32 protein-coding genes, 1 tRNA gene and 1 pseudogene are annotated in these 23,084 nt (G+C 56.7%); 23 read left to right on the top strand and 11 right to left on the bottom strand.

The features are described from left to right. Positions 1–46 precede the first annotated feature (46 nt). Entirely contained in the window at positions 47–259 is a 213-nt protein-coding gene (locus HYE77_RS20175; protein ID WP_003179963.1) for a cold-shock protein, read from the bottom strand. A 289-nt stretch (positions 260–548) separates the two neighbouring features. Further along, positions 549–863 (bottom strand): hypothetical protein, encoded by a 315-nt coding sequence (locus HYE77_RS20170; RefSeq protein ID WP_080673250.1) that lies wholly within the window; start codon positions 861–863, stop codon positions 549–551. A gap of 364 nt (positions 864–1,227) precedes the next feature. On the opposite strand from HYE77_RS20170, the gene thrS reads away from it, so the two are divergent. The 9 genes from thrS (at position 1,228) to HYE77_RS20125 (ending at position 8,681) form a co-directional block, all read left to right on the top strand. After that, complete coding sequence (gene thrS / locus HYE77_RS20165) at positions 1,228–3,150, top strand: threonine--tRNA ligase (RefSeq protein WP_003219944.1); 1,923 nt, start codon at positions 1,228–1,230, stop codon at positions 3,148–3,150. Further along, positions 3,150–3,701 (top strand): translation initiation factor IF-3, encoded by a 552-nt coding sequence (gene infC / locus HYE77_RS20160; protein ID WP_169875357.1) that lies wholly within the window; start codon positions 3,150–3,152, stop codon positions 3,699–3,701. Before thrS ends, infC begins: the two co-directional genes overlap by 1 nt. A gap of 59 nt (positions 3,702–3,760) precedes the next feature. Continuing rightward, positions 3,761–3,955, top strand: coding sequence for a 50S ribosomal protein L35 (gene rpmI, locus HYE77_RS20155; RefSeq protein WP_002553160.1), 195 nt, complete (start codon positions 3,761–3,763; stop codon positions 3,953–3,955). Positions 3,956–3,983: 28 nt separating this feature from the next. Beyond that, the gene (gene rplT, locus HYE77_RS20150; protein ID WP_003219940.1) at positions 3,984–4,340 is read left to right on the top strand and encodes a 50S ribosomal protein L20; all 357 of its coding nucleotides are present in this window, start codon (positions 3,984–3,986) and stop codon (positions 4,338–4,340) included. Between the two features lie 109 nt (positions 4,341–4,449). Further along, positions 4,450–5,466, top strand: coding sequence for a phenylalanine--tRNA ligase subunit alpha (pheS, locus tag HYE77_RS20145; RefSeq protein ID WP_003219939.1), 1,017 nt, complete (start codon positions 4,450–4,452; stop codon positions 5,464–5,466). Between the two features lie 26 nt (positions 5,467–5,492). Beyond that, positions 5,493–7,871, top strand: coding sequence for a phenylalanine--tRNA ligase subunit beta (gene pheT, locus HYE77_RS20140; RefSeq protein ID WP_177069219.1), 2,379 nt, complete (start codon positions 5,493–5,495; stop codon positions 7,869–7,871). Positions 7,872–7,874: 3 nt separating this feature from the next. After that, positions 7,875–8,177 carry an integration host factor subunit alpha gene (ihfA, locus tag HYE77_RS20135; RefSeq protein ID WP_002553164.1) on the top strand — a complete coding sequence of 101 codons (303 nt, stop codon included), beginning with the start codon at positions 7,875–7,877 and terminating at the stop codon, positions 8,175–8,177. Then, on the top strand, positions 8,158–8,514 hold the full coding sequence (locus HYE77_RS20130) for a MerR family transcriptional regulator (protein ID WP_003219935.1): 357 nt from the start codon (positions 8,158–8,160) through the stop codon (positions 8,512–8,514). The genes ihfA and HYE77_RS20130 overlap by 20 nt, the downstream gene beginning before the upstream one ends. A 90-nt stretch (positions 8,515–8,604) precedes the next feature. Continuing rightward, positions 8,605–8,681: transfer RNA gene (locus tag HYE77_RS20125), tRNA-Pro, on the top strand. An 89-nt stretch (positions 8,682–8,770) separates the two neighbouring features. On the opposite strand, the gene HYE77_RS20120 is transcribed toward HYE77_RS20125, so the two are convergent. From HYE77_RS20120 to HYE77_RS20085, 8 genes and pseudogenes are all read right to left on the bottom strand, one after another. After that, positions 8,771–9,883: a phage integrase Arm DNA-binding domain-containing protein gene (locus HYE77_RS20120; RefSeq protein WP_177069258.1), complete on the bottom strand. Its 1,113-nt coding sequence runs from the start codon at positions 9,881–9,883 to the stop codon at positions 8,771–8,773. Then, positions 9,883–10,095: a hypothetical protein gene (locus HYE77_RS20115; protein WP_177069218.1), complete on the bottom strand. Its 213-nt coding sequence runs from the start codon at positions 10,093–10,095 to the stop codon at positions 9,883–9,885. Before HYE77_RS20115 ends, HYE77_RS20120 begins: the two co-directional genes overlap by 1 nt. A 31-nt stretch (positions 10,096–10,126) precedes the next feature. Continuing rightward, positions 10,127–10,294 carry a hypothetical protein gene (locus HYE77_RS20110; RefSeq protein ID WP_177069217.1) on the bottom strand — a complete coding sequence of 56 codons (168 nt, stop codon included), beginning with the start codon at positions 10,292–10,294 and terminating at the stop codon, positions 10,127–10,129. After that, positions 10,291–10,572, bottom strand: coding sequence for a hypothetical protein (locus HYE77_RS20105; RefSeq protein WP_177069216.1), 282 nt, complete (start codon positions 10,570–10,572; stop codon positions 10,291–10,293). The genes HYE77_RS20110 and HYE77_RS20105 overlap by 4 nt, the downstream gene beginning before the upstream one ends. After that, the gene (locus tag HYE77_RS20100; RefSeq protein ID WP_177069215.1) at positions 10,569–11,312 is read right to left on the bottom strand and encodes a hypothetical protein; all 744 of its coding nucleotides are present in this window, start codon (positions 11,310–11,312) and stop codon (positions 10,569–10,571) included. Before HYE77_RS20100 ends, HYE77_RS20105 begins: the two co-directional genes overlap by 4 nt. Continuing rightward, a complete protein-coding gene (locus HYE77_RS20095) occupies positions 11,309–11,761 on the bottom strand; it encodes a hypothetical protein (protein ID WP_177069214.1) in 453 nt (150 codons plus the stop codon). The genes HYE77_RS20100 and HYE77_RS20095 overlap by 4 nt, the downstream gene beginning before the upstream one ends. Positions 11,762–11,963: 202 nt before the next feature. Beyond that, positions 11,964–12,194 (bottom strand): annotated as a pseudogene (locus tag HYE77_RS20090) (response regulator transcription factor); the annotation flags it as partial. Between the two features lie 169 nt (positions 12,195–12,363). After that, entirely contained in the window at positions 12,364–13,158 is a 795-nt protein-coding gene (locus tag HYE77_RS20085; RefSeq protein WP_177069212.1) for a S24 family peptidase, read from the bottom strand. A 107-nt stretch (positions 13,159–13,265) separates the two neighbouring features. Between HYE77_RS20085 and HYE77_RS20080 the strand changes: the two genes are divergently transcribed. The 14 genes from HYE77_RS20080 to HYE77_RS20015 all read left to right on the top strand — a co-directional run bounded on the left by HYE77_RS20080 (position 13,266) and on the right by HYE77_RS20015 (position 22,381). Further along, the gene (locus tag HYE77_RS20080) at positions 13,266–13,565 is read left to right on the top strand and encodes a Cro/CI family transcriptional regulator (protein WP_177069211.1); all 300 of its coding nucleotides are present in this window, start codon (positions 13,266–13,268) and stop codon (positions 13,563–13,565) included. A gap of 419 nt (positions 13,566–13,984) precedes the next feature. Further along, on the top strand, positions 13,985–14,320 hold the full coding sequence (locus HYE77_RS20075) for a hypothetical protein (RefSeq protein WP_177069210.1): 336 nt from the start codon (positions 13,985–13,987) through the stop codon (positions 14,318–14,320). Further along, positions 14,317–14,655: a hypothetical protein gene (locus HYE77_RS20070; RefSeq protein WP_218174573.1), complete on the top strand. Its 339-nt coding sequence runs from the start codon at positions 14,317–14,319 to the stop codon at positions 14,653–14,655. The genes HYE77_RS20075 and HYE77_RS20070 overlap by 4 nt, the downstream gene beginning before the upstream one ends. Continuing rightward, positions 14,652–14,945: a hypothetical protein gene (locus tag HYE77_RS20065; RefSeq protein WP_177069208.1), complete on the top strand. Its 294-nt coding sequence runs from the start codon at positions 14,652–14,654 to the stop codon at positions 14,943–14,945. The genes HYE77_RS20070 and HYE77_RS20065 overlap by 4 nt, the downstream gene beginning before the upstream one ends. Further along, positions 14,942–15,757 carry an ORF6N domain-containing protein gene (locus HYE77_RS20060; protein WP_177069207.1) on the top strand — a complete coding sequence of 272 codons (816 nt, stop codon included), beginning with the start codon at positions 14,942–14,944 and terminating at the stop codon, positions 15,755–15,757. Before HYE77_RS20065 ends, HYE77_RS20060 begins: the two co-directional genes overlap by 4 nt. Beyond that, complete coding sequence (locus HYE77_RS20055) at positions 15,754–16,350, top strand: hypothetical protein (protein ID WP_177069206.1); 597 nt, start codon at positions 15,754–15,756, stop codon at positions 16,348–16,350. The genes HYE77_RS20060 and HYE77_RS20055 overlap by 4 nt, the downstream gene beginning before the upstream one ends. Further along, positions 16,347–16,775: a hypothetical protein gene (locus HYE77_RS20050; protein WP_177069205.1), complete on the top strand. Its 429-nt coding sequence runs from the start codon at positions 16,347–16,349 to the stop codon at positions 16,773–16,775. Before HYE77_RS20055 ends, HYE77_RS20050 begins: the two co-directional genes overlap by 4 nt. After that, entirely contained in the window at positions 16,772–17,008 is a 237-nt protein-coding gene (locus HYE77_RS20045) for a hypothetical protein (RefSeq protein ID WP_177069204.1), read from the top strand. Before HYE77_RS20050 ends, HYE77_RS20045 begins: the two co-directional genes overlap by 4 nt. Further along, positions 17,005–17,742, top strand: coding sequence for a helix-turn-helix domain-containing protein (locus HYE77_RS20040; RefSeq protein ID WP_177069203.1), 738 nt, complete (start codon positions 17,005–17,007; stop codon positions 17,740–17,742). Before HYE77_RS20045 ends, HYE77_RS20040 begins: the two co-directional genes overlap by 4 nt. Further along, entirely contained in the window at positions 17,726–18,556 is an 831-nt protein-coding gene (locus HYE77_RS20035) for an ATP-binding protein (RefSeq protein WP_177069202.1), read from the top strand. Before HYE77_RS20040 ends, HYE77_RS20035 begins: the two co-directional genes overlap by 17 nt. Next, positions 18,553–19,929, top strand: a complete 1,377-nt coding sequence (locus HYE77_RS20030) for a replicative DNA helicase (RefSeq protein ID WP_177069201.1) — start codon at positions 18,553–18,555, stop codon at positions 19,927–19,929. The genes HYE77_RS20035 and HYE77_RS20030 overlap by 4 nt, the downstream gene beginning before the upstream one ends. Beyond that, positions 19,922–20,209, top strand: coding sequence for a hypothetical protein (locus HYE77_RS20025; protein WP_177069200.1), 288 nt, complete (start codon positions 19,922–19,924; stop codon positions 20,207–20,209). Before HYE77_RS20030 ends, HYE77_RS20025 begins: the two co-directional genes overlap by 8 nt. Then, the gene (locus HYE77_RS20020; RefSeq protein ID WP_177069199.1) at positions 20,206–20,595 is read left to right on the top strand and encodes an antiterminator Q family protein; all 390 of its coding nucleotides are present in this window, start codon (positions 20,206–20,208) and stop codon (positions 20,593–20,595) included. The genes HYE77_RS20025 and HYE77_RS20020 overlap by 4 nt, the downstream gene beginning before the upstream one ends. Before the next feature lie 1,246 nt (positions 20,596–21,841). After that, a complete protein-coding gene (locus tag HYE77_RS20015; protein WP_177069198.1) occupies positions 21,842–22,381 on the top strand; it encodes a hypothetical protein in 540 nt (179 codons plus the stop codon). A 124-nt stretch (positions 22,382–22,505) separates the two neighbouring features. Here HYE77_RS20015 and HYE77_RS20010 read toward each other — a convergent pair whose 3' ends face one another. Then, complete coding sequence (locus HYE77_RS20010) at positions 22,506–22,694, bottom strand: hypothetical protein (RefSeq protein ID WP_177069197.1); 189 nt, start codon at positions 22,692–22,694, stop codon at positions 22,506–22,508. Positions 22,695–23,084 lie beyond the last annotated feature (390 nt).

The following is a 23,084-nucleotide window of genomic DNA, read 5'->3' as shown; positions in this document are numbered from 1 at the left end:
AAAAAACCCCGTCACATGGACGGGGTTTTTTTAGTTCGGCGCAGAATTACTCTGGGCGAACCTGTGCAGCTTGCATACCCTTTTGGCCTTTCTCAGCCACGAAGGAAACGGTTTGGCCTTCTTTCAGGCTTTTGAAACCGTCGCTTTCGATAGCTTTGAAGTGTACGAACAGGTCGTCACCGCCACCTTGAGGAGTGATGAAGCCGAAGCCTTTTTCATCGTTGAACCATTTAACGGTGCCGGTTTGGCGATTAGACATGGTGTATCTCCAAGAAACATATATTTTCAGTAGTGCTGTGCTGCTCAGGCCAACTGGGCACACCGAGCTATCATAGTCGAAATGTTCGGCTTGGGAGCCCCCCCAAGGCATTGTTTGCTAATCAATCGCGTTGTGTTTCATGCCTTGGCTGGCTGAAAGCCCCGATCTACGGGGCTTTCAGGCGAAATATCAGCTGTTAAAAAAAGCCGTAAAAGCTGCGTAATTTGTGAGAAATGGCAGTTTTCATGGCGATTTCTGGTCCTTCAGCCGGTCTGGCAGGGTGTAAAAATTACTTTTTCTTCACGACTTTGCAGGACGAAATAGCCGTCACAGCTTTGGTCTTGAGCGCGGGATCTGCGTTCTGGTTGGTCATGAGTTCCTTGATTTCGGCACTGCTCAATTCGGCATTGATTTTGTCCGCGCCACATTCACAGTGGTCTTTGGCGGTTTTGGCATCAACACTTTGCTGGGCGGCTGCGCTGCAATCCTTGATGAAGCTGTCCCGCGCACCGGCAGGCCAGTTCGACGGGGCTGCGGCGTGCGCACCCAGGGACATGAGGGTCAGGGATGCAGCAAGGGCGAAAGTCGAGGTAAAACGCATAATCAAATGCTCCTGGAGTCGTGGACGAACGGCGATTCTCGGTGTGTTTGAGGGTTGCCGTACAGTTCAAGTTCACTTTTGCCCTTAAAAGCCGGGAATTTTCGTTTCCTGAAGCGGCTTCGGCGCCATGACCGTTCATCTGTGCTAGCATCTTTCGCTTGGCTATTTTCCGGCGCGCCCTATGCCGCCTTGCCAAGGTCTTTTTTGTTTAACTCCAGTCACTCTGGTTCGATTATCGGTTGGCCGAAAGGCTCCTGCCGCTGTAAGGCAGGCGTTCATCACTGAACGGCCTGGTATTGGATCTTGTACTGGCTCATCCCAACCCACGTGACCTTTGGTAGGGGTCACCACTAGGAGAGGAGGCGCCATGCCAACTATTACTCTTCCCGACGGCAGTCAACGTTCATTCGATCATTCGGTTTCCGTAGCCGAGGTCGCCGCATCCATTGGTGCCGGCCTGGCCAAGGCCACCGTGGCCGGCAAGGTCGACGGCAAGCTGGTTGACGCCAGCGACCTGATCACCGGCGATGCCAGCCTGCAAATCATCACGCCCAAGGATCAAGAGGGGCTGGAGATCATTCGCCACTCTTGCGCGCACCTGATTGGCCATGCGGTCAAACAGCTGTACCCAACCGCGAAGATGGTCATCGGCCCGGTCATCGACGAAGGCTTCTATTACGACATCGCCTACGAGCGTCCTTTCACCCCGGACGACCTGGCGGCTATCGAACAGCGCATGCACGCGCTGATCGAAAAAGATTACGACGTCATCAAGAAAGTCACTCCGCGTGCCGAAGTGATCGACGTGTTCACCGCCCGCGGCGAAGACTACAAGCTGCGCCTGGTGGAAGACATGCCGGACGAGCAGGCCATGGGCCTGTATTACCACGAAGAATATGTCGACATGTGCCGTGGCCCGCATGTGCCGAACACACGCTTCCTCAAGTCGTTCAAGCTGACCAAGCTGTCCGGTGCCTACTGGCGCGGTGACGCGAAGAACGAACAACTGCAGCGGATCTACGGCACTGCCTGGGCTGACAAGAAGCAGCTGGCGGCCTACATCCAGCGCATCGAAGAAGCCGAAAAACGCGACCATCGCAAGATCGGCAAGCGCCTGAACCTGTTCCACCTCCAGGAAGAAGCGCCGGGCATGGTGTTCTGGCACCCGAACGGCTGGACCCTGTACCAGGTGCTCGAGCAGTACATGCGCAAGGTTCAGCGCGACAACGGCTACCTGGAGATCAAGACGCCGCAAGTCGTCGACCGCAGCCTGTGGGAGAAATCCGGGCACTGGGCCAACTACGCCGACAACATGTTCACCACCCAGTCGGAAAACCGCGACTACGCCATCAAGCCGATGAACTGCCCGTGCCACGTACAGGTGTTCAACCAGGGCCTGAAGAGCTACCGCGAGTTGCCGATGCGCCTGGCCGAGTTCGGTGCCTGCCACCGTAACGAGCCATCGGGTGCACTGCACGGCATCATGCGCGTGCGCGGCTTCACTCAGGATGACGCCCACATCTTCTGCACCGAAGAGCAGATGCAGGCCGAATCCGCTGCGTTCATCAAGCTGACCATGGACGTGTACCGCGATTTCGGTTTCACCGAAGTCGAGATGAAGCTGTCCACTCGTCCGGAAAAACGCGTCGGTTCCGACGAACTGTGGGATCGCGCCGAAGCTGCACTGGCCGCAGCGCTGGACAGTGCGGGGCTTGCATACGACTTGCAGCCGGGCGAGGGCGCGTTCTACGGTCCGAAGATCGAGTTCTCGCTGAAAGATTGCCTTGGTCGCGTCTGGCAGTGTGGTACCCTGCAGCTCGATTTTAACCTGCCGATCCGTCTGGGAGCCGAATACGTCTCCGAAGACAACAGCCGTAAGCACCCGGTTATGCTGCACCGGGCGATCCTCGGCTCGTTCGAACGGTTCGTCGGGATCCTGATCGAGCACTACGAGGGTGCATTCCCTGCGTGGCTGGCTCCGACCCAGGCAGTGATCATGAATATCACTGATAAACAGGCAGATTTTGCCGCTGAAGTTGAAAAAACTCTCAATGAAAGCGGATTTCGTGCCAAGTCCGACTTGAGAAATGAAAAGATCGGCTTTAAAATCCGCGAGCATACTTTGCTCAAGGTTCCCTATCTTTTGGTTATCGGAGATCGGGAAGTCGAGATGCAGACTGTCGCTGTGCGTACTCGTGAAGGTGCTGACCTGGGCTCGATGCCCGTCGCCCAGTTCGCTGAGTTCCTCGCGCAAGCGGTTTCCCGGCGTGGTCGCCCAGATTCGGAGTAATTATTATTAAGCGTGAAATGAGACAAGATAAACGAGCTGCACCGAAAGCCCCGATCAACGAGAATATCTCGGCACGCGAGGTTCGGTTAATTGGCGCTGACGGCGAGCAGATTGGCATCGTCTCGATTGATGAAGCGCTTCGTATTGCTGAAGAGTCCAAATTGGACCTGGTGGAAATCTCCGCCGACGCAATCCCACCCGTTTGCCGGGTGATGGACTACGGCAAGTCGATCTTCGAGAAGAAGAAGCAGATTGCCGCGGCGAAGAAGAACCAGAAGCAGATTCAAGTAAAAGAAATCAAGTTTCGTCCAGGGACGGAGGAAGGGGATTACCAGGTAAAACTGCGCAACCTGGTACGTTTCCTGAGTGATGGGGACAGGGCCAAGGTATCCTTGCGATTCCGCGGCCGTGAGATGGCCCACCAGGAGCTGGGGATGGAACTCCTCAAGCGGGTTGAAGCTGACCTGCTCGAGTACGGTTCGGTCGAACAGCATCCTAAGATGGAAGGACGCCAGCTTATTATGGTCATCGCCCCGAAAAAGAAGAAGTAATCAATAGGGCACGGCAGGCCTTCTGATTATGTTTATCAACTGAATGCGGAGTACCGAACATGCCAAAGATGAAAACTAAAAGTGGTGCTGCTAAGCGGTTTCTGAAAACTGCTAACGGTATCAAGCACAAGCACGCTTTCAAGAGCCACATCCTGACTAAAATGTCGACCAAGCGTAAGCGTCAACTGCGCGGTAGCAGCTTGCTGCATCCGTCTGACGTGGCAAAAGTCGAGCGCATGCTGCGCCTTCGTTAATTTTAGTCAAGAATAGAGGAAGTAACTCATGGCTCGTGTAAAGCGTGGCGTCATGGCGCGTAAGCGCCACAAGAAAATTCTGAAACTTGCTAAAGGCTACTACGGCGCGCGTTCACGCGTATTCCGTGTTGCCAAGCAAGCGGTTATCAAGGCTGGCCAATACGCCTACCGTGACCGTCGTCAGAAAAAACGTCAGTTCCGCGCTCTGTGGATCGCTCGTATCAACGCTGGTGCACGTGTTAACGGTCTGTCCTACAGCCGTTTCATCGCTGGCCTGAAAAAAGCGTCCATCGAGATCGACCGTAAGGTTCTGGCTGATCTGGCAGTGAACGAAAAAGCGGCGTTTGCTGCGATTGTCGAGAAAGCTAAAGCCACCTTGGCTTAAGTACCCCCGACAGTCACCCTGGGTCGCTTCCGCGGCCCACGGTGTTAAACGTCTTAAATAGGGGAAGAGCCTTCAAGCTCTTCCCCTATTTTGTATCTGGAGTCTGTACATGGAAAACCTGGATGCGCTGGTCTCTCAAGCACTAGAGGCTGTGCAAAGCGCAGAAGATATCAATGCCCTGGAGCAAATCCGGGTTCACTACCTTGGCAAAAAGGGTGAATTGACTCAGGTGATGAAGACCCTGGGGAATTTGCCGGCTGAAGAGCGTCCGCAAGTCGGTGCGCTGATCAACGTGGCCAAGGAGCGTGTTACAGAGGTTCTCAATGCGCGCAAGGCGTCGCTCGAGGAGGCCGATCTTGCGGCCAAGCTCGCCGCCGAATCCATTGACGTGACCCTGCCTGGCCGTGGCCAGACCTCGGGCGGCCTGCATCCGATTACCCGGACTCTGGAACGTATCGAGCAGTTCTTCACCCACATCGGCTACGGCATTGCCGAAGGCCCTGAGGTCGAAGACGACTATCACAACTTCGAGGCGCTCAACATCCCAGGCCACCACCCGGCCCGGTCGATGCATGACACCTTCTATTTCAACGCGAACATGCTGCTGCGCACCCATACCTCGCCGGTACAGGTCCGCACCATGGAATCGCAGAAGCCGCCGATCCGCATCGTCTGCCCAGGCCGTGTGTATCGCAGCGACTCCGATATCACCCACTCGCCGATGTTCCACCAGGTCGAAGGCCTGCTGGTTGATCGCGACATCAACTTCGCCGACCTCAAAGGCACCATCGAAGAGTTCCTGCGGGTGTTCTTCGAGAAGGAGCTGGCGGTACGTTTCCGTCCTTCATTCTTCCCGTTCACCGAGCCATCCGCTGAAGTCGATATGGAATGCGTGATGTGCAGCGGTAAAGGCTGCCGCGTCTGCAAACAGACCGGCTGGCTGGAAGTGATGGGTTGCGGCATGGTTCACCCCAACGTGCTGCGCATGTCCGGGATCGACCCGGAAGAATTCTCGGGCTTTGCCTTCGGCATGGGCGTTGAGCGTCTGGCCATGCTGCGTTACGGCGTGAACGACTTGCGTCTGTTCTTCGACAACGACTTGCGGTTCCTCGCGCAATTTCGCTAGTCGTAACGGATCTTTAGGAGAGCAGGATGAAATTCAGTGAACAATGGCTGCGTGGCTGGGTAAGCCCGCAGGTAAGTCGCGACGAGCTGGTTGCTCGTCTGTCGATGGCCGGCCTTGAGGTCGATAGCGTTACGCCGGCCGCCGGTGTTTTCAGTGGCGTGGTAGTGGGCGAGGTGCTGAGCACCGAGCAACACCCGGACGCTGACAAGTTGCGTGTGTGCCAGGTCAGCAACGGCGCGGAAACCTTCCAGGTCGTGTGCGGAGCGCCAAACGTGCGCCCGGGCCTGAAAATTCCGTTCGCCATGATCGGTGCCGAGCTGCCAGGCGACTTCAAGATCAAGAAGGCCAAGCTGCGTGGCGTTGAGTCCAACGGCATGCTGTGCTCCCAGGCGGAACTGCAGGTCGGTGAAGGCAACGATGGCCTGATGGAACTGCCGTCCGATGCGCCAGTGGGCCAGGACATCCGTGTCTACCTGGAACTGGAAGACGCCAGCATCGAGGTCGACCTGACCCCGAACCGTGGCGACTGCCTGTCGCTGGCGGGCCTGGCGCGTGAAGTCGGCGCACTGTACGCCGCGAACGTGGCCCGCCCGGTGGTTGCAGCGGTACCTGCCGTGCACGACGAAGTGCGTTCGATCGAAGTGCTCGCCCCCAATGCCTGCCCACGTTACCTGGGTCGCGTGATCCGTAACGTCGACCTGTCCAAGCCAACCCCACTGTGGATGGTTGAGCGCCTGCGCCGTTCCGAAGTGCGCAGCATCGACGCTGCCGTCGACATCACCAACTACGTGATGCTGGAACTGGGCCAACCGCTGCACGCCTTCGATCTCGCCGAAATCAACGGCGGCATCCGCGTGCGCATGGCCGAGGAAGGCGAGAAGCTGGTACTGCTCGACGGCCAGGAAGTCAGCCTGCGTGCCGACACCCTGGTGATCGCTGACCATTCCCGCGCCCTGGCGATTGCCGGCGTGATGGGGGGTGAGCACAGTGGCGTGTCCGCAACCACTCGCGACATCTTTCTCGAAAGCGCTTTCTTCGATCAGATCGCCATCGCTGGCAAGGCCCGTTCCTACGGCCTGCACACCGACGCCTCGCACCGCTACGAGCGTGGCGTGGACTGGCAGCTGGCCCGTGAAGCCATGGAGCGCGCCACTGGGCTGCTGCTGGAAACCACTGGCGGCGAAGCCGGCCCGATCATCGAAACCGTCAGCGAACAGCACCTGCCGTCGGTTGCACCGATCATCCTGCGCGCCAAGGCCGTTGAGCAAATGCTCGGCCTGGTGATCGAGCCGGTTGAAATCGAGCGCCTGCTGTCGGCACTCGGCCTCGGCATCTCGGCCGGTGAAGCAGGGCAGTGGCACGTAGAAGTGCCAAGCCATCGCTTCGATATCAGCCTGGAAGTCGACCTGATCGAAGAACTGGCCCGCCTGTACGGCTACAACCGCCTGCCGGTTCGTTACCCGCAAGCGCGCCTGGCGCCGCAGCCGAAAGCCGAAGCCCGTGCACACCTGCCGGAACTGCGTCGCCTGCTGGTTGCCCGTGGTTATCAGGAAGCGGTGACCTACAGCTTCATCGATCCAAAGCAATTCGAACTGTTCAACCCGGGTGTCGAGCCGCTGTTGCTGGCTAACCCGATCTCCAACGACATGGCCGCCATGCGCTCGTCGCTGTGGCCGGGTCTGGTTAAGGCGCTTTCCCACAACCTGAACCGTCAGCAAGACCGCGTGCGGATGTTCGAAAGCGGGCTGCGTTTTGTCGGTCAGCTGGATGGCCTGAAACAAGAGCCGATGCTGGCTGGCGTGGTTTGCGGCAGCCGCTTGCCTGAAGGCTGGGCACAGGGCCGTGACACCGTCGACTTCTTCGACGTCAAGGCCGATGTGGAAGCGGTGCTGGGCTTTGCCGGTGCGCTGGATGCCTTCACTTTCACCCCTGGCAAACACCCGGCGTTGCACCCGGGCCAGACCGCACGTATCGAACGTGAAGGTCGCCTGGTGGGCTTCGTTGGCGCGATTCACCCGGAACTGTCGAAAACCTTGGGGCTGGACCGTCCAGTCTTCGTTTTTGAGCTAGTCTTGGCTGAAGTGGCCTCGGGCAAAATGCCTAAATTCAGCGAGTTGTCGCGTTTCCCTGAAGTACGACGTGATCTGGCGCTGATTGCCGATCAAGGTGTTGCGGCCAGTGCTGTTCTGGACGTAATCCGTGAAAATGCAGGGGAATGGCTGACAGACCTCAGGCTATTTGACGTTTATCAGGGTAAAGGCATTGATCCGCATAGAAAAAGCCTTGCAGTTGGCTTGACCTGGCAGCATCCATCGCGCACTCTTAATGACGATGAGGTGAATACGACGACGCAAAATATCCTCACCTCGCTCGAACAAAGGTTGAACGCCACGTTAAGGAAGTGACGTATGGGGGCTTTGACGAAAGCTGAGATGGCGGAACGTCTGTATGAAGAGCTGGGCCTGAACAAGCGCGAGGCCAAGGAATTGGTCGAGCTGTTCTTTGAAGAAATCAGGCACGCACTTGAAGACAACGAACAGGTCAAATTGTCCGGTTTCGGCAATTTTGACCTGCGGGACAAACGCCAGCGGCCTGGCCGCAATCCAAAAACGGGAGAAGAAATCCCGATCACGGCTCGCCGTGTGGTCACCTTTCGTCCAGGGCAGAAGTTGAAGGCCCGAGTTGAGGCTTATGCTGGAACCAAGTCATAACGACGAACTGCCCGTCATCCCAGGCAAACGCTACTTCACCATTGGTGAAGTCAGCGAGCTTTGTGCGGTAAAGCCGCACGTGCTGCGCTATTGGGAGCAGGAGTTTCCTCAACTCAACCCCGTCAAACGCACCGGGAACCGTCGGTATTATCAGCGCCAGGATGTGCTGATGATCCGACAGATCCGTGCGTTGCTGTACGACCAGGGGTTCACCATCAGCGGCGCGCGCCAGCGTATGTCCGGTGATGAAGCCAAAGACGACACCACCCAATACAAGCAAATGATCCGCCAGATGATCTCCGAACTCGAAGATGTGCTGGTGGTTTTGAAGAAGTAATTCCGGCTTTTAAAATACTTCCACATTTCAAAAGCTTGCGGTATATTCCTGATCGCTTCGTTGCGAAGCGAACCCAGTAACACGCCTAGTCGGGGCGTAGCGCAGTCCGGTAGCGCACTAGCATGGGGTGCTAGGGGTCGAGTGTTCGAATCACTCCGTCCCGACCATTATTCCTGAGTAAAATCAGACACTTAAGCCGATCAGATGGATCGGCTTTTTTGTGCCTGCGCAAAACCCGCGCAAAACTGGCGCAAAACTACCCTGTAATTTCGCTGATATTCAGGTCCGGAATCGCCTCGGACCAGATGATTTCCTCGTGGTCTCGCTGGTAATTCCTGGTCATGCCCTCGCTCGCATGGCCTGCGACCTTCTGCCCATCCTTTCCTGCTTTCTTGTACAAGTGCAGCGACAGCGCCCGCACTTCATGGAAGCCTGGCATCTCCTCCTCCCTCCATCCCGCGTAGCAGTTCGCAGCCTCTCTGGCCTCCTTGAATGCCCGCGTCAAATACCTCTCTTCAACCTTCGTCCAGTGGTCCTTTGTCTGTGCCTGCTTCTGTTTAAGCCGATCTGGTTTACGGTGCACCAAGTACGGCGAGACGACATCGTCGCGGCACCGGCTGATGACCGCTTGAAGCTCCGGCGTCACTCGAAAGCGAATCCAGGCGGCATCGCTGGCCTTGGCCGTTTTCTTTTGGACCACATACAGGAAGCCTTCTCGAACTCCGTCAAAGCGCATATCCAGGATGTCGGTGCGGCGTTGAGCGGTGATTAGGGCCAGGTCGATTGCATTCTGTAGCCAGGCTGGCGACTTCTCCCTGATTGCTTTCAGCCCCTCTGTGGTGTGCCGCTTGCGTTGTTTCTTCTCAATCCGATTGATGGTGCTGGCCGCTGGGTTATCCGGGCACAAGCCTTTGGCTGCTGCGTGGTTGAAAATGTCGATCAGCAGCGCCCTGGACTGGTTCGCCGATCGCGGCGTAATGGCGTCCAGCATTTCCGCGATCATGCGGATCGTGATCTGGTCGACCGCTTTGCCTTCGAACTGTTTCCGGAATCGGCGGAAGTGCACGGCATAAAGCCCCAGAGTTCCTTTTGCTAGCTCACGCGGGGGCAGTACGTCGCGCTCGTAGGTATCGAGGAAGGAGGCGAACGATTCCGATGATACGGAGAGAACGGCACCGACCAGGTCAGCGCCACGCATGAACTCCAGGTTCAGTTGTTTTGCAGCATCGATCGCTTTGATGCGGTCGCTGCCGAACTGGAACCACTTTCCATCGGTAGGCCGGCGGTAGCGATAAGTTGAGCGCCGCGCATCGAAGTACAGGTTCTGCGGGAGGTTCTTATTCGCTTTGTTCCTCGGCCGAGGCACCATCATGCAGCTCCTTTTAATACCATCGCCACCAGGTCGTTGCCGTCAGAGCGGCAGAAGGCGATCCAGTCAACGTACCAGAGCTTCCCAATCTGCTCGCCCGGCACCATGCCGTTTCGGATGTAATTGCGAATTGCCTGCGAGCAAGGCGGGGTGCCGTTTTCACCCCAGCGCCGACGTTGGAATTCGCTGATTTTTATGAGCTCTTTTCGCATGCCTACCTCCCTTCGTTTTGCGATCTCATGCTTACCCACGACCGGCACTCCGCATGAAGTGATCAGCCAGTACCCGGCGAGCGTCGATGCCGCACGATGCCGATATGGCGTATATCTGGCCGAAGGTGGTATCCCTGTGCTGCAGGGCGTTGAACAGTTCGATCAGGCGCTGGCCCACCGGCCCGTTGCTGCGGCTCATAGCTGGAACCCCTTTTTCTGCGGGGGCGGAGTGGTGGGCAATTGCCCTTTTCCCCCCTCGATGTTCGCTAGAGAAGCCCGTCCCGCCAGGCTTTCGTCGTTGGTGGTGCTGGTGGGCGTCTGTAGGAGCGAACTGTCTGGCAAGCAGCTGATGCCGGTATTGTTCAGTATCCAGCAAGTGACGCCGCGCACGCTGTCGTGCTGGACGTCGATCAGTTGCTCGCCGGCGCTGGCCAGGCCGGAGATCAGCATGAGGACCGTGGTGATTATTGGCTTCATGCGCGAGCCTCCGCTGCGATCATCGCCAGTTTTGCCAGCAGGTCGTCGGTGCGACCGTAGAAGCGGCCAGTGTCCTCATTGATGAACTGGCCCAGCACCTCGGCCACAGCTGGGCTGGCGGTCAGGCCGTGCAGATCTGCCTGGGCAGCAACTGGTGCGTCACTGGCCGGCGAATGCACAAAAGCTTCAGCCTTGATCTGCAGCACCTTCACCGGGCGGATGCCCTTGCACTGACTAACCCAGTTGCTGTCGGGATAGCTCCACGGGAGCATATGCATGCACCAGGCTGTGGCCGATCCTTCCTTCTGCGTGCTGGACCAGTAGGTGTGGGTGCACGCGAATGCGTTGGGAGCATCCTTGTCGTTGCCGAACCCGCCTTGACGGCCCCAGTCTTCAAGCTGGAGCAGGTTCGACCGGAGCAGGTTCAGCTCTTCAATGGCGGGAAGGTGCCAGCCCCAGGAGCCGCGCACGTTCATACCCAATACCTTGCGGGCAATGGCGCTGCCTTCCTCTGCCATAGCCTTGGTGTTGGCCATGCCGTCGTAACGGCTTTGGGTGCCGCGGATTCGAGGCTTAGGCCCTTCCTGATCCCACCAGTGAGCGGTGGTCTCAAACTTGCGACCGGAGTCGATTAGCGCGAACTCAGCGCCATCGAAGTAGATCCGGCCCGCGTAGAAGCCGCCAGCGAATGGTTGGCCGATGGCGGGCAAAGCGGCGGGGGATATTAGACGGCGCTTCATGCCTGCATATCCGCGCCGACGAAGAGCGATCTCATAACACGGTCAAGCTCGGTGTCGAGGTCGTCCTTAACGAGCAAATTGCCGTAGATATCTCGCACCGTGATCGGTAGCGCCAGATTGAATGCGACGTCGCGCAAGAACTCATAGCGACGGGCATTCGCTGCGAGCTCTACGCGCTCGTCGATGTGCATCGACTCGGCGACCGCAACAAAACCCTCGGCTGCTGAACTCTCCTTCGCGCTATCTGCAAGACCAAGCATCGCGAAGATGCCGTACATTCCTGCAGAAAGCGCAATCATCAAAAACGCAAACATAGCGTTTTCACCACATGAAGGGCTGACGATGTCAGGCGCAGTCTCAGTGAGCGCTGCGCTTATAACGGTGGCCACAGTTGCTCCAACGATGATGTTTCGGAGCAACCTCCAGATGTTGAGTTTTTTACGTTCCATGTCCAGCTCCTACTGTTGATTGAGGATTTAGGTTTGAGTTGAGAACCGGCAAGGCTGGCCTTTTTCAGGCCGAACGAATCCCTGCCGCGCTTTTGGCTTTCGCAAAATATGTTTGATTAACGTCTAGGTTGTTGCTGAATCAGGCCAGGAACACGCCATCGTGCTCGGTGCCGGATTGCTTCGGATCTGGAGGGCAGGATCGAATCAGGCCGCGCCGATAGGCCTCCATCACCAGTCCACGAATGCTGCGCACGCCCAGCTTGAACTTCGCGTCGTCCAAACGCTTTGAGACGGTCCCTGGAGTGATGCCCATCAGCCGTGCGATCTCTTTAGCGGTCAAGTCTGCTGCCGCGTAGAGAGTGGCTTCCAGCTCTCGGGGGGCAAGGCCTTGGCCCAGTGTTCCTTCCCATTTGCCGGCGGTGATGGTGATCATGATGGTTGCTCCATACGGGGTCTCGATGGGATTAACATTACTTGCGGTTTTATTTAGTGTCAACACCAGCGGTTTTATTTATTTTGCGGTGTTGCCCATCGCACGCACCTGCGGTTTTTTTTTGGCGAAAAAAAAGCCGCTCAGGGCGGCTTTGGTTTTGCGAAGACAACTACCTGGCGAACATTCCCCACCAGAATACGTGTCCTATGAGCGATATTTGCTGGTGCTGAATGTCCTGATAGGTGTAGTCCTCGTCGGGATACTCGTCGCGGTTGAAGCTGCGGAATCGCAGGCCGGTGGGTAGCCTATAAAGCTGCTTCACGCGCAGCTGCCCGTTGTGGTTAATTGCGTACAGATCGCCATCGACCACGTCTCCGAGGGATGTTTTGCCTGTGTTTACACCAACTGTTGCTCCGTCGCGAAGCACCGGAAACATGCTGTTTCCGCGCACAGTTACACAGCGTGCGTTGGAAAACTGCACGTTGTTATTTCGCAAATCACGTTTGGCGAATCTCAGAAGTGAGGAGTCATTATCCTCAATGGAGTATCGACCAGACCCGGCGTCAAGCTCGACCTCCCTGAGAAATGGGACGTAAACCTCATCGTCACTGAGGGGGGTGGCATCGTCCCAAACCTTGATAGGGCTTAGCGATACTCCCTCATCAATATTCTCCGGCGTTGCATCGGTCGCTACGTTGATTTTCGCCAAACGCTCGATGGTGCCGGCGATTCTCGGGCTAAAAGAAGACACCGGCTCTTTCAGCAGGCTGGAGAATCTGGCAGCGCTCATTACATTCAAGGCGTTCAAGCCATTTAAGTACATGCTGATCGCCGTTTGGGACATACCAAACGCCTCTGCGACTTTCTCCTGGCTCAGGCCAAGCTCTTTCTTCTTCGCGTTATAGATCCGCTTGAGTGCGTTGCACTCCGCGAGTTCGGTGTCTGTGAGCAGTCTTTTCTTCATCCCGCAAGCCTATAACCTTCGGTGTTGAAAAACAAAAAACCTGCGGTGTTTACAATAAAAACACCGCAGGTTATCTTTCGCGGCATGTGCCAATTCTAGGTGAGCCCATGATGCCCATCCTCCTCAGTGACTTTGTGTCTGATCGCGGTCAGGACGAAGCAGCAAGAATCTTAGGTTCCAGTCAGACCACGATCAGCAAGGCTCTCAAGTCCGGTCGTTTAATTTTGGTTTCTGAGCGCGCTCCGGGTGTTTTTTCTGCCCTGGAGTTCAAAGGGTTCCCATCCGGTGGGAGCCGGGAAAAAGCTCGCCTCGACCTTGAAGACATTGTGGGTCAAGTCAGTGCTGTTGGGCAGACTGCTATCGCTGCTGTGAATTCATCCAGTACTCAACCTGGTGTTTCTCAGTGACGGCTGCTCCCTCCGACATCCCTCCGGAGGCGTTTCCGAAGATGGCAGGTTTTCGCATGCGAAAACTTCATTTCCGCGCATGCGCGGGTGCCATATTCGCCAAAGTAAATGGCGTATCGGGCAAGTTTTATATTTTCAATCAATCGCTTAGCCGTTGCGGGGCAGTCGCCCAGCACTACTTAGATATGAGTTCCACTTTAGGAGGACGCGATATGCGCGCCCAGGCATCTATTTCCGCCGCCCAACCAGGGTAGGCAGCGAACCTCTCAGGGGAGGGGTCGCATATTTTTGTGTCGTGTAACGATGGGTTGGACCTGAAAGACACGCACAAAAAAGCCCGCTGTTGGAGGCGGGCTTCTTTACCAGCGCTTGGTTGGACAAGCGTTTAAGTACTTCTTCGTCTGTTGGAGGACGAGTTCATGCACCCGAAAAATAGCACTGCCCAACAAACTGCGCAAGAGAGCCTGACAACTGAAGTCGGTTTTTGCGAAACCCCTATTGATAACAAGGGGGAGTACATGCTCCAAGTCGTTCCCGGTATCTGCTCCCGTGACGCAATTCAGCAGGCGCGCACCCTCGCTTCTGGCCTCGGCCAGATCTGCCAGCACATGCACGAGAGCCTGAACTATGGCGAGATGGTTTATTGCGACGGTATGGCCACTTTGAAATTTGTGGCCGATAGCGTCAGCGCACTCCTATGGTCTGTTCAGCGCGGTCTCCCCTCGGAAATTGAGAGTTCAGGGGGTGGCCAATGAAGCCTCCAATGTGGAATCAGTTATTGGTCGACGTTGAGCGCGAGTTTCCAGCTTGCTCAGCAAGGGGCGCGAAACTCACGCCTGATCAGGTTGAGCGGCTTCAAGCCGTGGAAAACGCCAACGACAACTTCCAGATCAGCACGCTGCACGGTGTTGCGGCTATCGGCGAACTCATCGCGAACGCCGCGAACCGCAACGAATTGAGCGAAGAAGTCGCAATGAGTGCTGGCTGGCTCATCAACTCGCTTGCGCTGCTTTCGATGTCTATGGCCGAAGCCGGCGCTGCCGCTGCATACAAGCTGCAGAACCTCCCCCACCAGGGAGCTGCCAAATGACCGAGCAAATACCAACCCTGCAACAGGCGGCTCAAGAGGCCGAGTTCCAGCTGTGCGCGGCCAAAGATGTGCTCGAATGGCAGCACGCATTGATCAAGGCTATCCACCTAGACCACCTGCACGACGGCGGAAAAGGAATTGGCGTCTTGTTTGAGGTGGCGAAGTACTTCAACGATACCGGCTTTGGCGGAGTTTATAGCGCTATCGACCAATTCAAGGAGCTTGGCGAATCCGCGCCACAAAACACGCAACCCGAAAACGTGGCGCGGGAAAGTGGAGGTGATCAATGAGCACAATCACCATCCACCAGACCCAGCTGCCCATCGTTGAGTATCGCGGCCAGCGTGTCGTCACGCTCGCCATGATTGACCAGGTGCATGAGCGTCCAGAGGGAACCGCCAAGCGGAACTTCAACGAGCACCGCACCCGCTTAATTGATGGCCAGGACTTTCAGCTCATTACCGCAGGGCAAAAGGACGAATTTCGTTCCTTTGGTTTGGATGTGCCAAACCGCGGTTTGATCGTCCTGACCGAGCAAGGCTACCTGATGCTGGTCAAGTCGCTGACTGATGATCTGGCGTGGACCGTCCAGCGGCAGTTGGTGAACAGCTACTTCCGGCCTCAACCTTTCGCTGTGCCGCAAACCCGGGCAGAAGCGATGCGCCTAGCAGCTGACCTTGAGGAGCAGAACGAAGTTCTTTCGCTTGAGAACAAGCAGCAGGCCGACACGATCGCCAGCCTGGAAAGCCTGTTCATGACCGGTGAGACCCCGACGCAGTTCTGCAAACGGCTGAACGGCGTCAATTGCTCCCAGGTGAACAGCTCACTGTTGCGCCTGGGCTGGATCTATAACGCTGCGACAGATGAGAACAGCAAGCCCCGCTACAGGGTGGCCAGCCGCGTTCGTGACCGGTACCTGACGGAAAGGCCTCGGAAGATCAGCGCCGAAGGCGTTGACTCGTTCATCAAATACGACCTGATTCTGCTGCTCGACGGCGCTTGCCGCTTGCATCAGCTCTACATGAAAGGCGATCTCACCATGAAATCGAAATGGGATGGCCGGCACACCCTGGCCAAGTACGACGGGGGCGATGCTCAATGACCAAAACTACCGAATCTCCATCGACCCAGACCGTGGAAATTATCAACGAGGCCCACTTCGAAAAGTTCGAAGACGCGGCACTGTTGTTGATGTCTTTCGAAAAACTGGCTGATGCAGTCGAGGTTGTTTCTGAGGGGGGCGAAATCCACGAGCGAGACGACACCCATGTGGGAATGATGGAGGCCTGCATGGCGCTAGCTGTGATGTTCAGGCGCAGAACCGGGCATGACGTACAGACTGTCTCGACAGATCATCTGGATCAAGAAAGGCAGTGCTTGCTGGGCGGGTCTGAGATTAAGTCGTTGCCAATCCCACTTAGGCCAACCCCGTGCGCTCCTCTACCGAAAACGGCGTTCATGGGCATACCGGACCTCAGTTTGGCCTGGGCTGGCTTCAATTACGTCAGCAGAGTGCATGAGCATATCAAGCGCAACTCACCTCATCTGGTGGAGCTTGACCTCGCCCGCGCGCATTCGCTTGATGCCATGAACGCACTCAGCTTGCTGATCGAGAATCTGACTGGTGCAGCTCCGGGCAGCGCTGGAGACGACTTGACCAAGGCCAATGCCCCGGGTTCGGAGACTCTTCAATGAACACACTGAAACCAACTGACCTGCTGGAACTGGTCGACGTGAAACCAGAACCAGAGCTGCCGCCGAATTGGCTCAACGTGGTCGCTCGCGAGAAGCTTGGACAGCCGCCGGAATGGCGGTGGTGCAAGTTCGAGATGATCGGCGACACCCACGACTGTGTGGTCGAGGGCGGTGTTCCGCGACGGCTCAAGAGTGGCGAGCGCAAGGGTCAACTGACCTGGCGCGACTGCTCGATCACAAAGTGCGTGGTTACCCAAGCTGAGCACGATCAGGCCAAAGCCGATTACGAGGTCGAGACCGGTAAGTGCCACGATTGCGCGGGTTCCGGCATGTGGCTTTCGGGTTGGGTCTGCGACACCGGCAACCGGTTTAAGCCGTGTCCGCGCTGCAATGCCACCGGAAAGGCCAAGGAGGTACAGCTATGACCACTCCACTGGAATCAACCACTGCAATCGCATCAGTACAGCCAGGCACCAGCGAAGTAGTAGCCGGTCCCTGGCCCAACTATTCCAATTGCCGTCACCTGCCTGAGCGCGACCGCTGGGAGGTCTACGCCATGGCCAAGGCCTCACGAGGCGTGCTGGAGGATCGCGGCGTGGTCATGACCGAGAGCTATGACGCGTTCATTGCCCGGGTAACACGGGAGCTCGACATATGAGTATGGAATTGATGGTCAAGGCCATGAAAACCAAGGTGGGCAACCCGCTGCGCAAGCTGGTGCTGGTCAAGCTGGCCGACAACGCCAGTGATCAGGGCGAGTGCTGGCCGTCCTACCAGCACATTGCAGACCAGTGCGAGATTGGCCGCTCGACGGTGAAGCTGCATGTTCGCGAGCTGGAAAAGGCCGGGTTTCTCCGTCGTGAGTTTCGCCGTAAAGGTGAGCTGAATCAGTCAAATCTCTTTCACCTGACTCTCGACGGTGGGGCAGCATCTGCCCTAGTGGGTGGGGCAACAGATAACCCACCTGGGGCAGCACATAACCCAGGGGGTGGGGCAGCAGCTGCCCCCAGAACCAGTCACTCTTCTGAACCAGTCAAGGAACCTAAAACCTTGTGCACATCGGAAGTGGAATTGGCCGAAGCCTTCGAAGTGTTCTGGAAGCTGTACCCCAACAAGAAGTCGAAGAAGGATGCCCGCAAGGCCTGGGAAAAGCTCAAGCCGAGCGCCGAACTTCGCCAGGCGCTGATGACCGCGCTGGGCAACCATCGCGTTTCTCGCGACTGGACCAAGGATGACGGGCAATACGTCCCGATGGCGTCGACCTGGCTGAACGGAGAGCGCTGGACCGACGTACTCAAGCCGGCCGGTAACAGTCAGACCGCCTTCACCAACCTGCCAGCCCACACCGACGACATGTATTTGCAGGAGTCTCCCAATGGCCCAGCGTTCTAATTTCCGCCGCCAGCCTGAACTGCGCACGTTCTCTGGCAACTGCCCGCACCATCCTGAAGTTGAGTCTCGTACCGAGGTGGAACAGTTCGACGGATCGATGCAGGTCCGCCCATGCAAGAAATGCCAGTTCCACGGCCTGCGTGTTGCGGAGCCTGGCAGCGAAGCGCACACCCAGGCCGTGGCTCAGGTTGCGGCCGAACGCCTCAACAGCGCGCTCGTCGGCTCGGGTATCTCGCCTCGATTCTCGTATAGCACCTTCGCTACCTACCGCGCCACCGGCCCGGAGATGGTCGGAGCGCTTGAAAAGTGCAAGGGCTATGCCGATAACTTCGGCGAGCACTTCGCCGCCGGCCGCAATCTGCTCCTGACAGGGAATGTTGGTACAGGCAAGACGCATCTGGCCTGCAGTATTGTTCGTCAAGTGATCGGGCTGAACGCGATCGCGGTGATCACTACCGCCGCCGAGATTATCAGAGTGTTCAAGCGCTCCATGGCCCGCGACTCAGGCTACACCGAGGGCGATGTGATTGATGAGCTGGCGAGCTTCGACCTGCTGGTCATTGATGAGGTCGGCGCCCAGGCGGGCACCCAATACGAACTGGCGGTGCTACATGAGGTGATCGACAAACGCTACAACCTATTTCGCCCTACCGTGGTGGTCTCCAACCTGCATCCGACATCTAAGCCGGACGGGGAAGGGCGCTGCGCCCCCAGCCTAGAGCAATACATCGGTGCTCGGGCACTGGATCGGCTGCGCGAAAACGGCGCCTTGCTGGCCGGTTTCACCTGGGCTTCGGCACGGGGGCGCACATGAACGACTTTCGCGAGCTGTACAGCGACGAAGCGGAACACGCGCTGCTGGGCTCCCTGATGCTGAATGGTGACTTGTTTGATTCGATCACGGCCAGTGTGGGCACCGCCGACTTCCATGATCCGGAAAACGCAGCGCTGTTCCAGGTAATGCTCGACCTGCACGCAACTGGCGCACCGGTTGACCCGGTCACCCTTCACGACTTTAGGCCATATCTTCCCAGTGGCGGGGCGACTATTGCCTACGCCGGAGAACTGGCCAAAAACACGCCCAGCACGGCCAACTGGAAGGCTTACGCGCGGACAGTCACGGAGCGAGCAGTACTTCGTCGTCTGGTGCAGGCGGCCGATGCCGTGCGCGAATCGGCCAACGAGAACAGGCCAGTGGCTGAGATCATCGCAGGCGCCCAGCAGGCGATGGCAGATCTTCGCGACCTGGACACCGGCGAGCCGGATTACAAACGCATGGACGAAGTGGTGAAGCGAAACATTGACATCATCGACGCCAAGTTCAACGGCGCCGTTCAGTCGGGGCTCTCCACTGGCCTGGTAGATCTGGACAAGTTAATCCGCGGCCTGCGCAAAAAAACCGTGACCATCGTCGCCGGCCTACCCGGGAGCGGTAAGACCACGCTCGGCCTGCAGATCGCCCAGCACATCGCCTGCTCGGGTCTTGGCGTGGGCATGGTGTTCTCGCTGGAAATGCCCGAGGAGGAGCTGGCCAACCGCGCACTGGCTTCCCTCGGCAGCGTAGATCTGCAGGTTCTCGATAACGGCCAACTGCAGGATGAGGACTGGCCGCGCCTGACCTCGGCAGTCAACAAGATCATCGATAGGCCTCTGTACGTCAGCGATAAGTCGGGCCTTACCGTCGCGCGGATCAGGAGTATCTGCCGCCAGGTCAAGCGCAAACACGGCCTCGACGTGGTGGTGATCGACTACATCGGCCTGATCGGATCAGATGGCAAGGCGTTCAACCGCACCGCCGAGCTCGGCAAGATATCTACCGGGATCGTCAACATCGCCAAGGAGCTGGAGGTGCCGGTGATTTTGCTGGCCCAGCTAAACCGCGATTCGACCAAGCGCCCAGGGAAAAAGCCCATCGCTTCCGACCTGCGCGACTCTGGCCAGATCGAGGCTGACGCCCACTGCATCATTCTGGTCCACCGCGACATGGATGACGAGCAGGGCCAGAACGGCGTCACCGAGCTGATCATGCCCAAGTGCAGGCACGCGCCGGTCGGTTCGTGCGTTGTGCAGCAGCAGGGCAAGTTCGCCCGCTTCGTCAACTTTGCGGGCCGTGCGCCCACCCAGGAAGAGGTGGAGATCAACCGCCCCTTCGCCGATCAGTACAAGGGGAGAAAAAATCATGGGTAACGTGACGGCGGCGTTGCCGCGCAAAAGCATGAGCGACCTAGAACGCCGCTTTCTGAAGATTGCCGGCGAGGAGTTGGCTAAGGTCAAAGTCGGGGGGCCGAGTGCATTGGCCTACCTTCTGGATATGGTTGCGAGCTGGCATGGCAATCGTGCGCAGATTGGTTTCCATGATTTCGGGCAGCGCTGGCTGATTGATGGTAACGCAAAAAACAAACCTGCTGAGCGGTTGCTGCGTGACCTGTTTGGCCTGAGTGATCCAGATCCGAGGAAAGCCGCATGAAGAAGCGCACCTACACCAACAAGGCCCTGGGCGACACTGAATACCTGCTGGAGCAATGGGGCTGGTGGCGGATGGATGGGATGGGCGTGCCTCGGTACGTGTCACCGCTCTATGCGCTGATTCGCGACAACAACGCCACCGAGGGTGGCATCAAGAATTACTTTGTAACGGACGACGTGGCACTGGTGGTGGATCGGGCGGTGGCCAAGCTTTCCACGCGGGATGCGCAGATGGGCAACTTCATCTGGTTATACTTTGGCGCTAAGTGGCCGGCGTTGCGAATTGCCCGAGACAACGACATGAGCGAAGCTAAGGCCCGCGAACTAATCAAGGCTGGTGTAGCTTGGATTGACTGCGCAATCGAGGCTATTCGGGAAGCTGCATAAGCTTGAGTTGGTATCATCTGGGGTGGCACTGATTAAGTGCAACCCCTGCAATATGTGCGGACTAAAAATTTATGGCAAAGGATAGAGACCGAATTACTCATTCGATACCTGTTCTGTGTCTAGCGTATAGGTGGGAGAACTTTAAAGTTTGCAAGTAAGAAATCATCTACTCCCATTTGCATGCGGTGCCAGCTTCGATCTGTTGCCACTCGACACTGAATGTCTAACGACTGACCAACGTGACGGTCCAAAATTGTCACGATGAGCTTAGGGGAAAAGACGTCGCCATCTAGCCTTTTGGTTGACGACCACTGAATCGAATAATTTTCCGGCTCGTATGCCGGATCGACCTCTACCTCCAAGCTCAGTGTGTCTCCGGGGCGAAGATGATAATCAGGATTGTTCACGTACTCTAGTCCTATTCCGCCGTCGTGAACCTGGTTAAGCTGGCCGCGCGTAAAGGTCTGACCGAAAGAGTCAGTGACTCGTAATATTAAAGGAACATCATATTCTTGTTGCATATTTTGACTCTTATAATGTTCTCGAAGTGACTCAATTACATCATTGCTATAGCAAATTATTTGCTCTGCGCACCGTGCACTAATTGTGTTCGCATGAGCGAGATTATTTCGCGGGGCCTGTATCCTTCCAAGGAAGGTTTTAGCCTCCTCTCTACCATCTGGAAAAGCATGTGCGAGAGAAATTTTAAAATGATTCTTGAAAAGTTCAGGCTTGCAGATTATTTCTATCGCGTCGTCAAGTAAAACGGCATCAATCTTTCTGGGATATCTGGAGGGCTCCCGAAGTTGCCGATCTGCCACTTTGCTCACAAGCGAGCTTTTTATCAACCGGTCGCCATTCGAGTCTTCATGAGCAAAATAGTCCCCATAGTTGGGGGTGAGCGTGTCATCGATTAGACGTCGAAGCCAATGTTCGAGAGATTCGATTTTCTGCTTACAGATGGAACGTATCTCTGAGTCAGGGAGTGACGAAAGCAGTATTGTCATCGGTTATGTACCGGCTGTTGTTAGAGGCAAGACCAACGCATGGTTGGGGGGACGCTTCAAAATAAAGCTTTCCACGCGGATAAACACCTGTTTTCATGACACCGTGTTCAGCTTTTCAAGCGCGACACCACATCGAAAGCCCAGCGTAACCCGCTGGGCTTTTTCGTTGGTGCTATCCCTGAGATCATATTCCCACCCTCATTGGAGGGCGGGCACCAGCCGATCAAGAGGGATGTGAGATGGCCAGAGCAATCTATGTGGATAGTTGCGCGTTTGATGAGCTTTTTAAGCATGGCATTGAGCCGAGAGACATTGATCCCGCTGAATTCCAGCTATTGGTGACAGGAGCAGTGCTAAGGGAGCTCGCAGACATTCCTGAACGACCAGATGAGCCTGGAAAAAAAGCATATATCGAGCGAATCGCTACGAGTGGCGAGATACTTGAGCAAGGCTATTTTGGGTTTGGACCGGGGAACTATGGTTTTGGAGCCGGGGTTTTGGCAGACCTCTCGCAAACGGAGTATCTCGAATCGACCGTGGACCAGCTCGGCAAGAAAAGACCTTCTGGGAGCCCGAAGAACGCTACCGATCGGCAGCTCCTTTCTCACGCGATTGTGTTTGCGGTTCTGACAAATGAACCGACGCTTGGCAATAGAGTTCTGATGGATAAAGCAATTGAGCGTGGCGCAACAGTTATCCGGATGTTTGATTTTGATCCGACCATCGAAACATTCGCTGAGTTTCTGCGGAGGCATTTTCCCGCCAGCGGGGTGGTTTGAGCTTCGGAGCCCAGCCATCGTGCTGGGCTTTTTCGTTTCTGGAGGCTGCATGGAAAAGTTTGAGATGTAGGTGAGCGTAGAAGGTGTTGGATGCCTGGTGCGCCCACTCATTGAGGTTATGCAGTCACTTGAACATTTTCCCGAGCTGCCGCTTCAGGTCTTCCGTGACCTTGTTACCAACAGCCTTCATGACGTTACCGTAAGTTTCGACGGCGCCGCACTTGCCGCAGGTGATCTTCGAGGAGTTTGTCGGCCTGGCCGGCATCTCGAACTGGTCACTGCCGCACTTCTTGCACTTTACGCTTACCTTCATCGCTGATGCTCCATGGTTCGTTCGGTGTGGAAATTGAACGATAGCATGTGGCCGTTCATCGATCTGACAGGGTCGCCATCTGTATCAACCCACATTGAGCCAGTGTGCGCAGTTCTGCGCAGTCAGTGCGCACCTGCGCAGTTTGCGCAAAAGCAGACGCTGCGCGGGTTGTGTGAATGTTGCAGGGGGTTGGAATTGCGCATATTGCGCAGCTAATGCCCCATTGTTTTATGCAGGTTATCGCCCAGGCTTCCGAGCTAAGTCGGTAGAGGCGTCGTCTAATCCCGTGCGGACAATGGGCGGCTACGCGATGAGAGGGCGTGGTACGTGAGCCGGCGATCTGCCCCACCAGAGCTGGAGTTTTGCGCCAGCCACCTGCACCCATTCAAG

Origin of the sequence: Pseudomonas sp. IPO3774, assembly GCF_013386835.1 — a bacterium.
Lineage (GTDB): Bacteria > Pseudomonadota > Gammaproteobacteria > Pseudomonadales > Pseudomonadaceae > Aquipseudomonas.
Note: the sequence above shows the minus strand (reverse complement) of the source record. Positions and strands in the feature narration are given on the sequence as shown.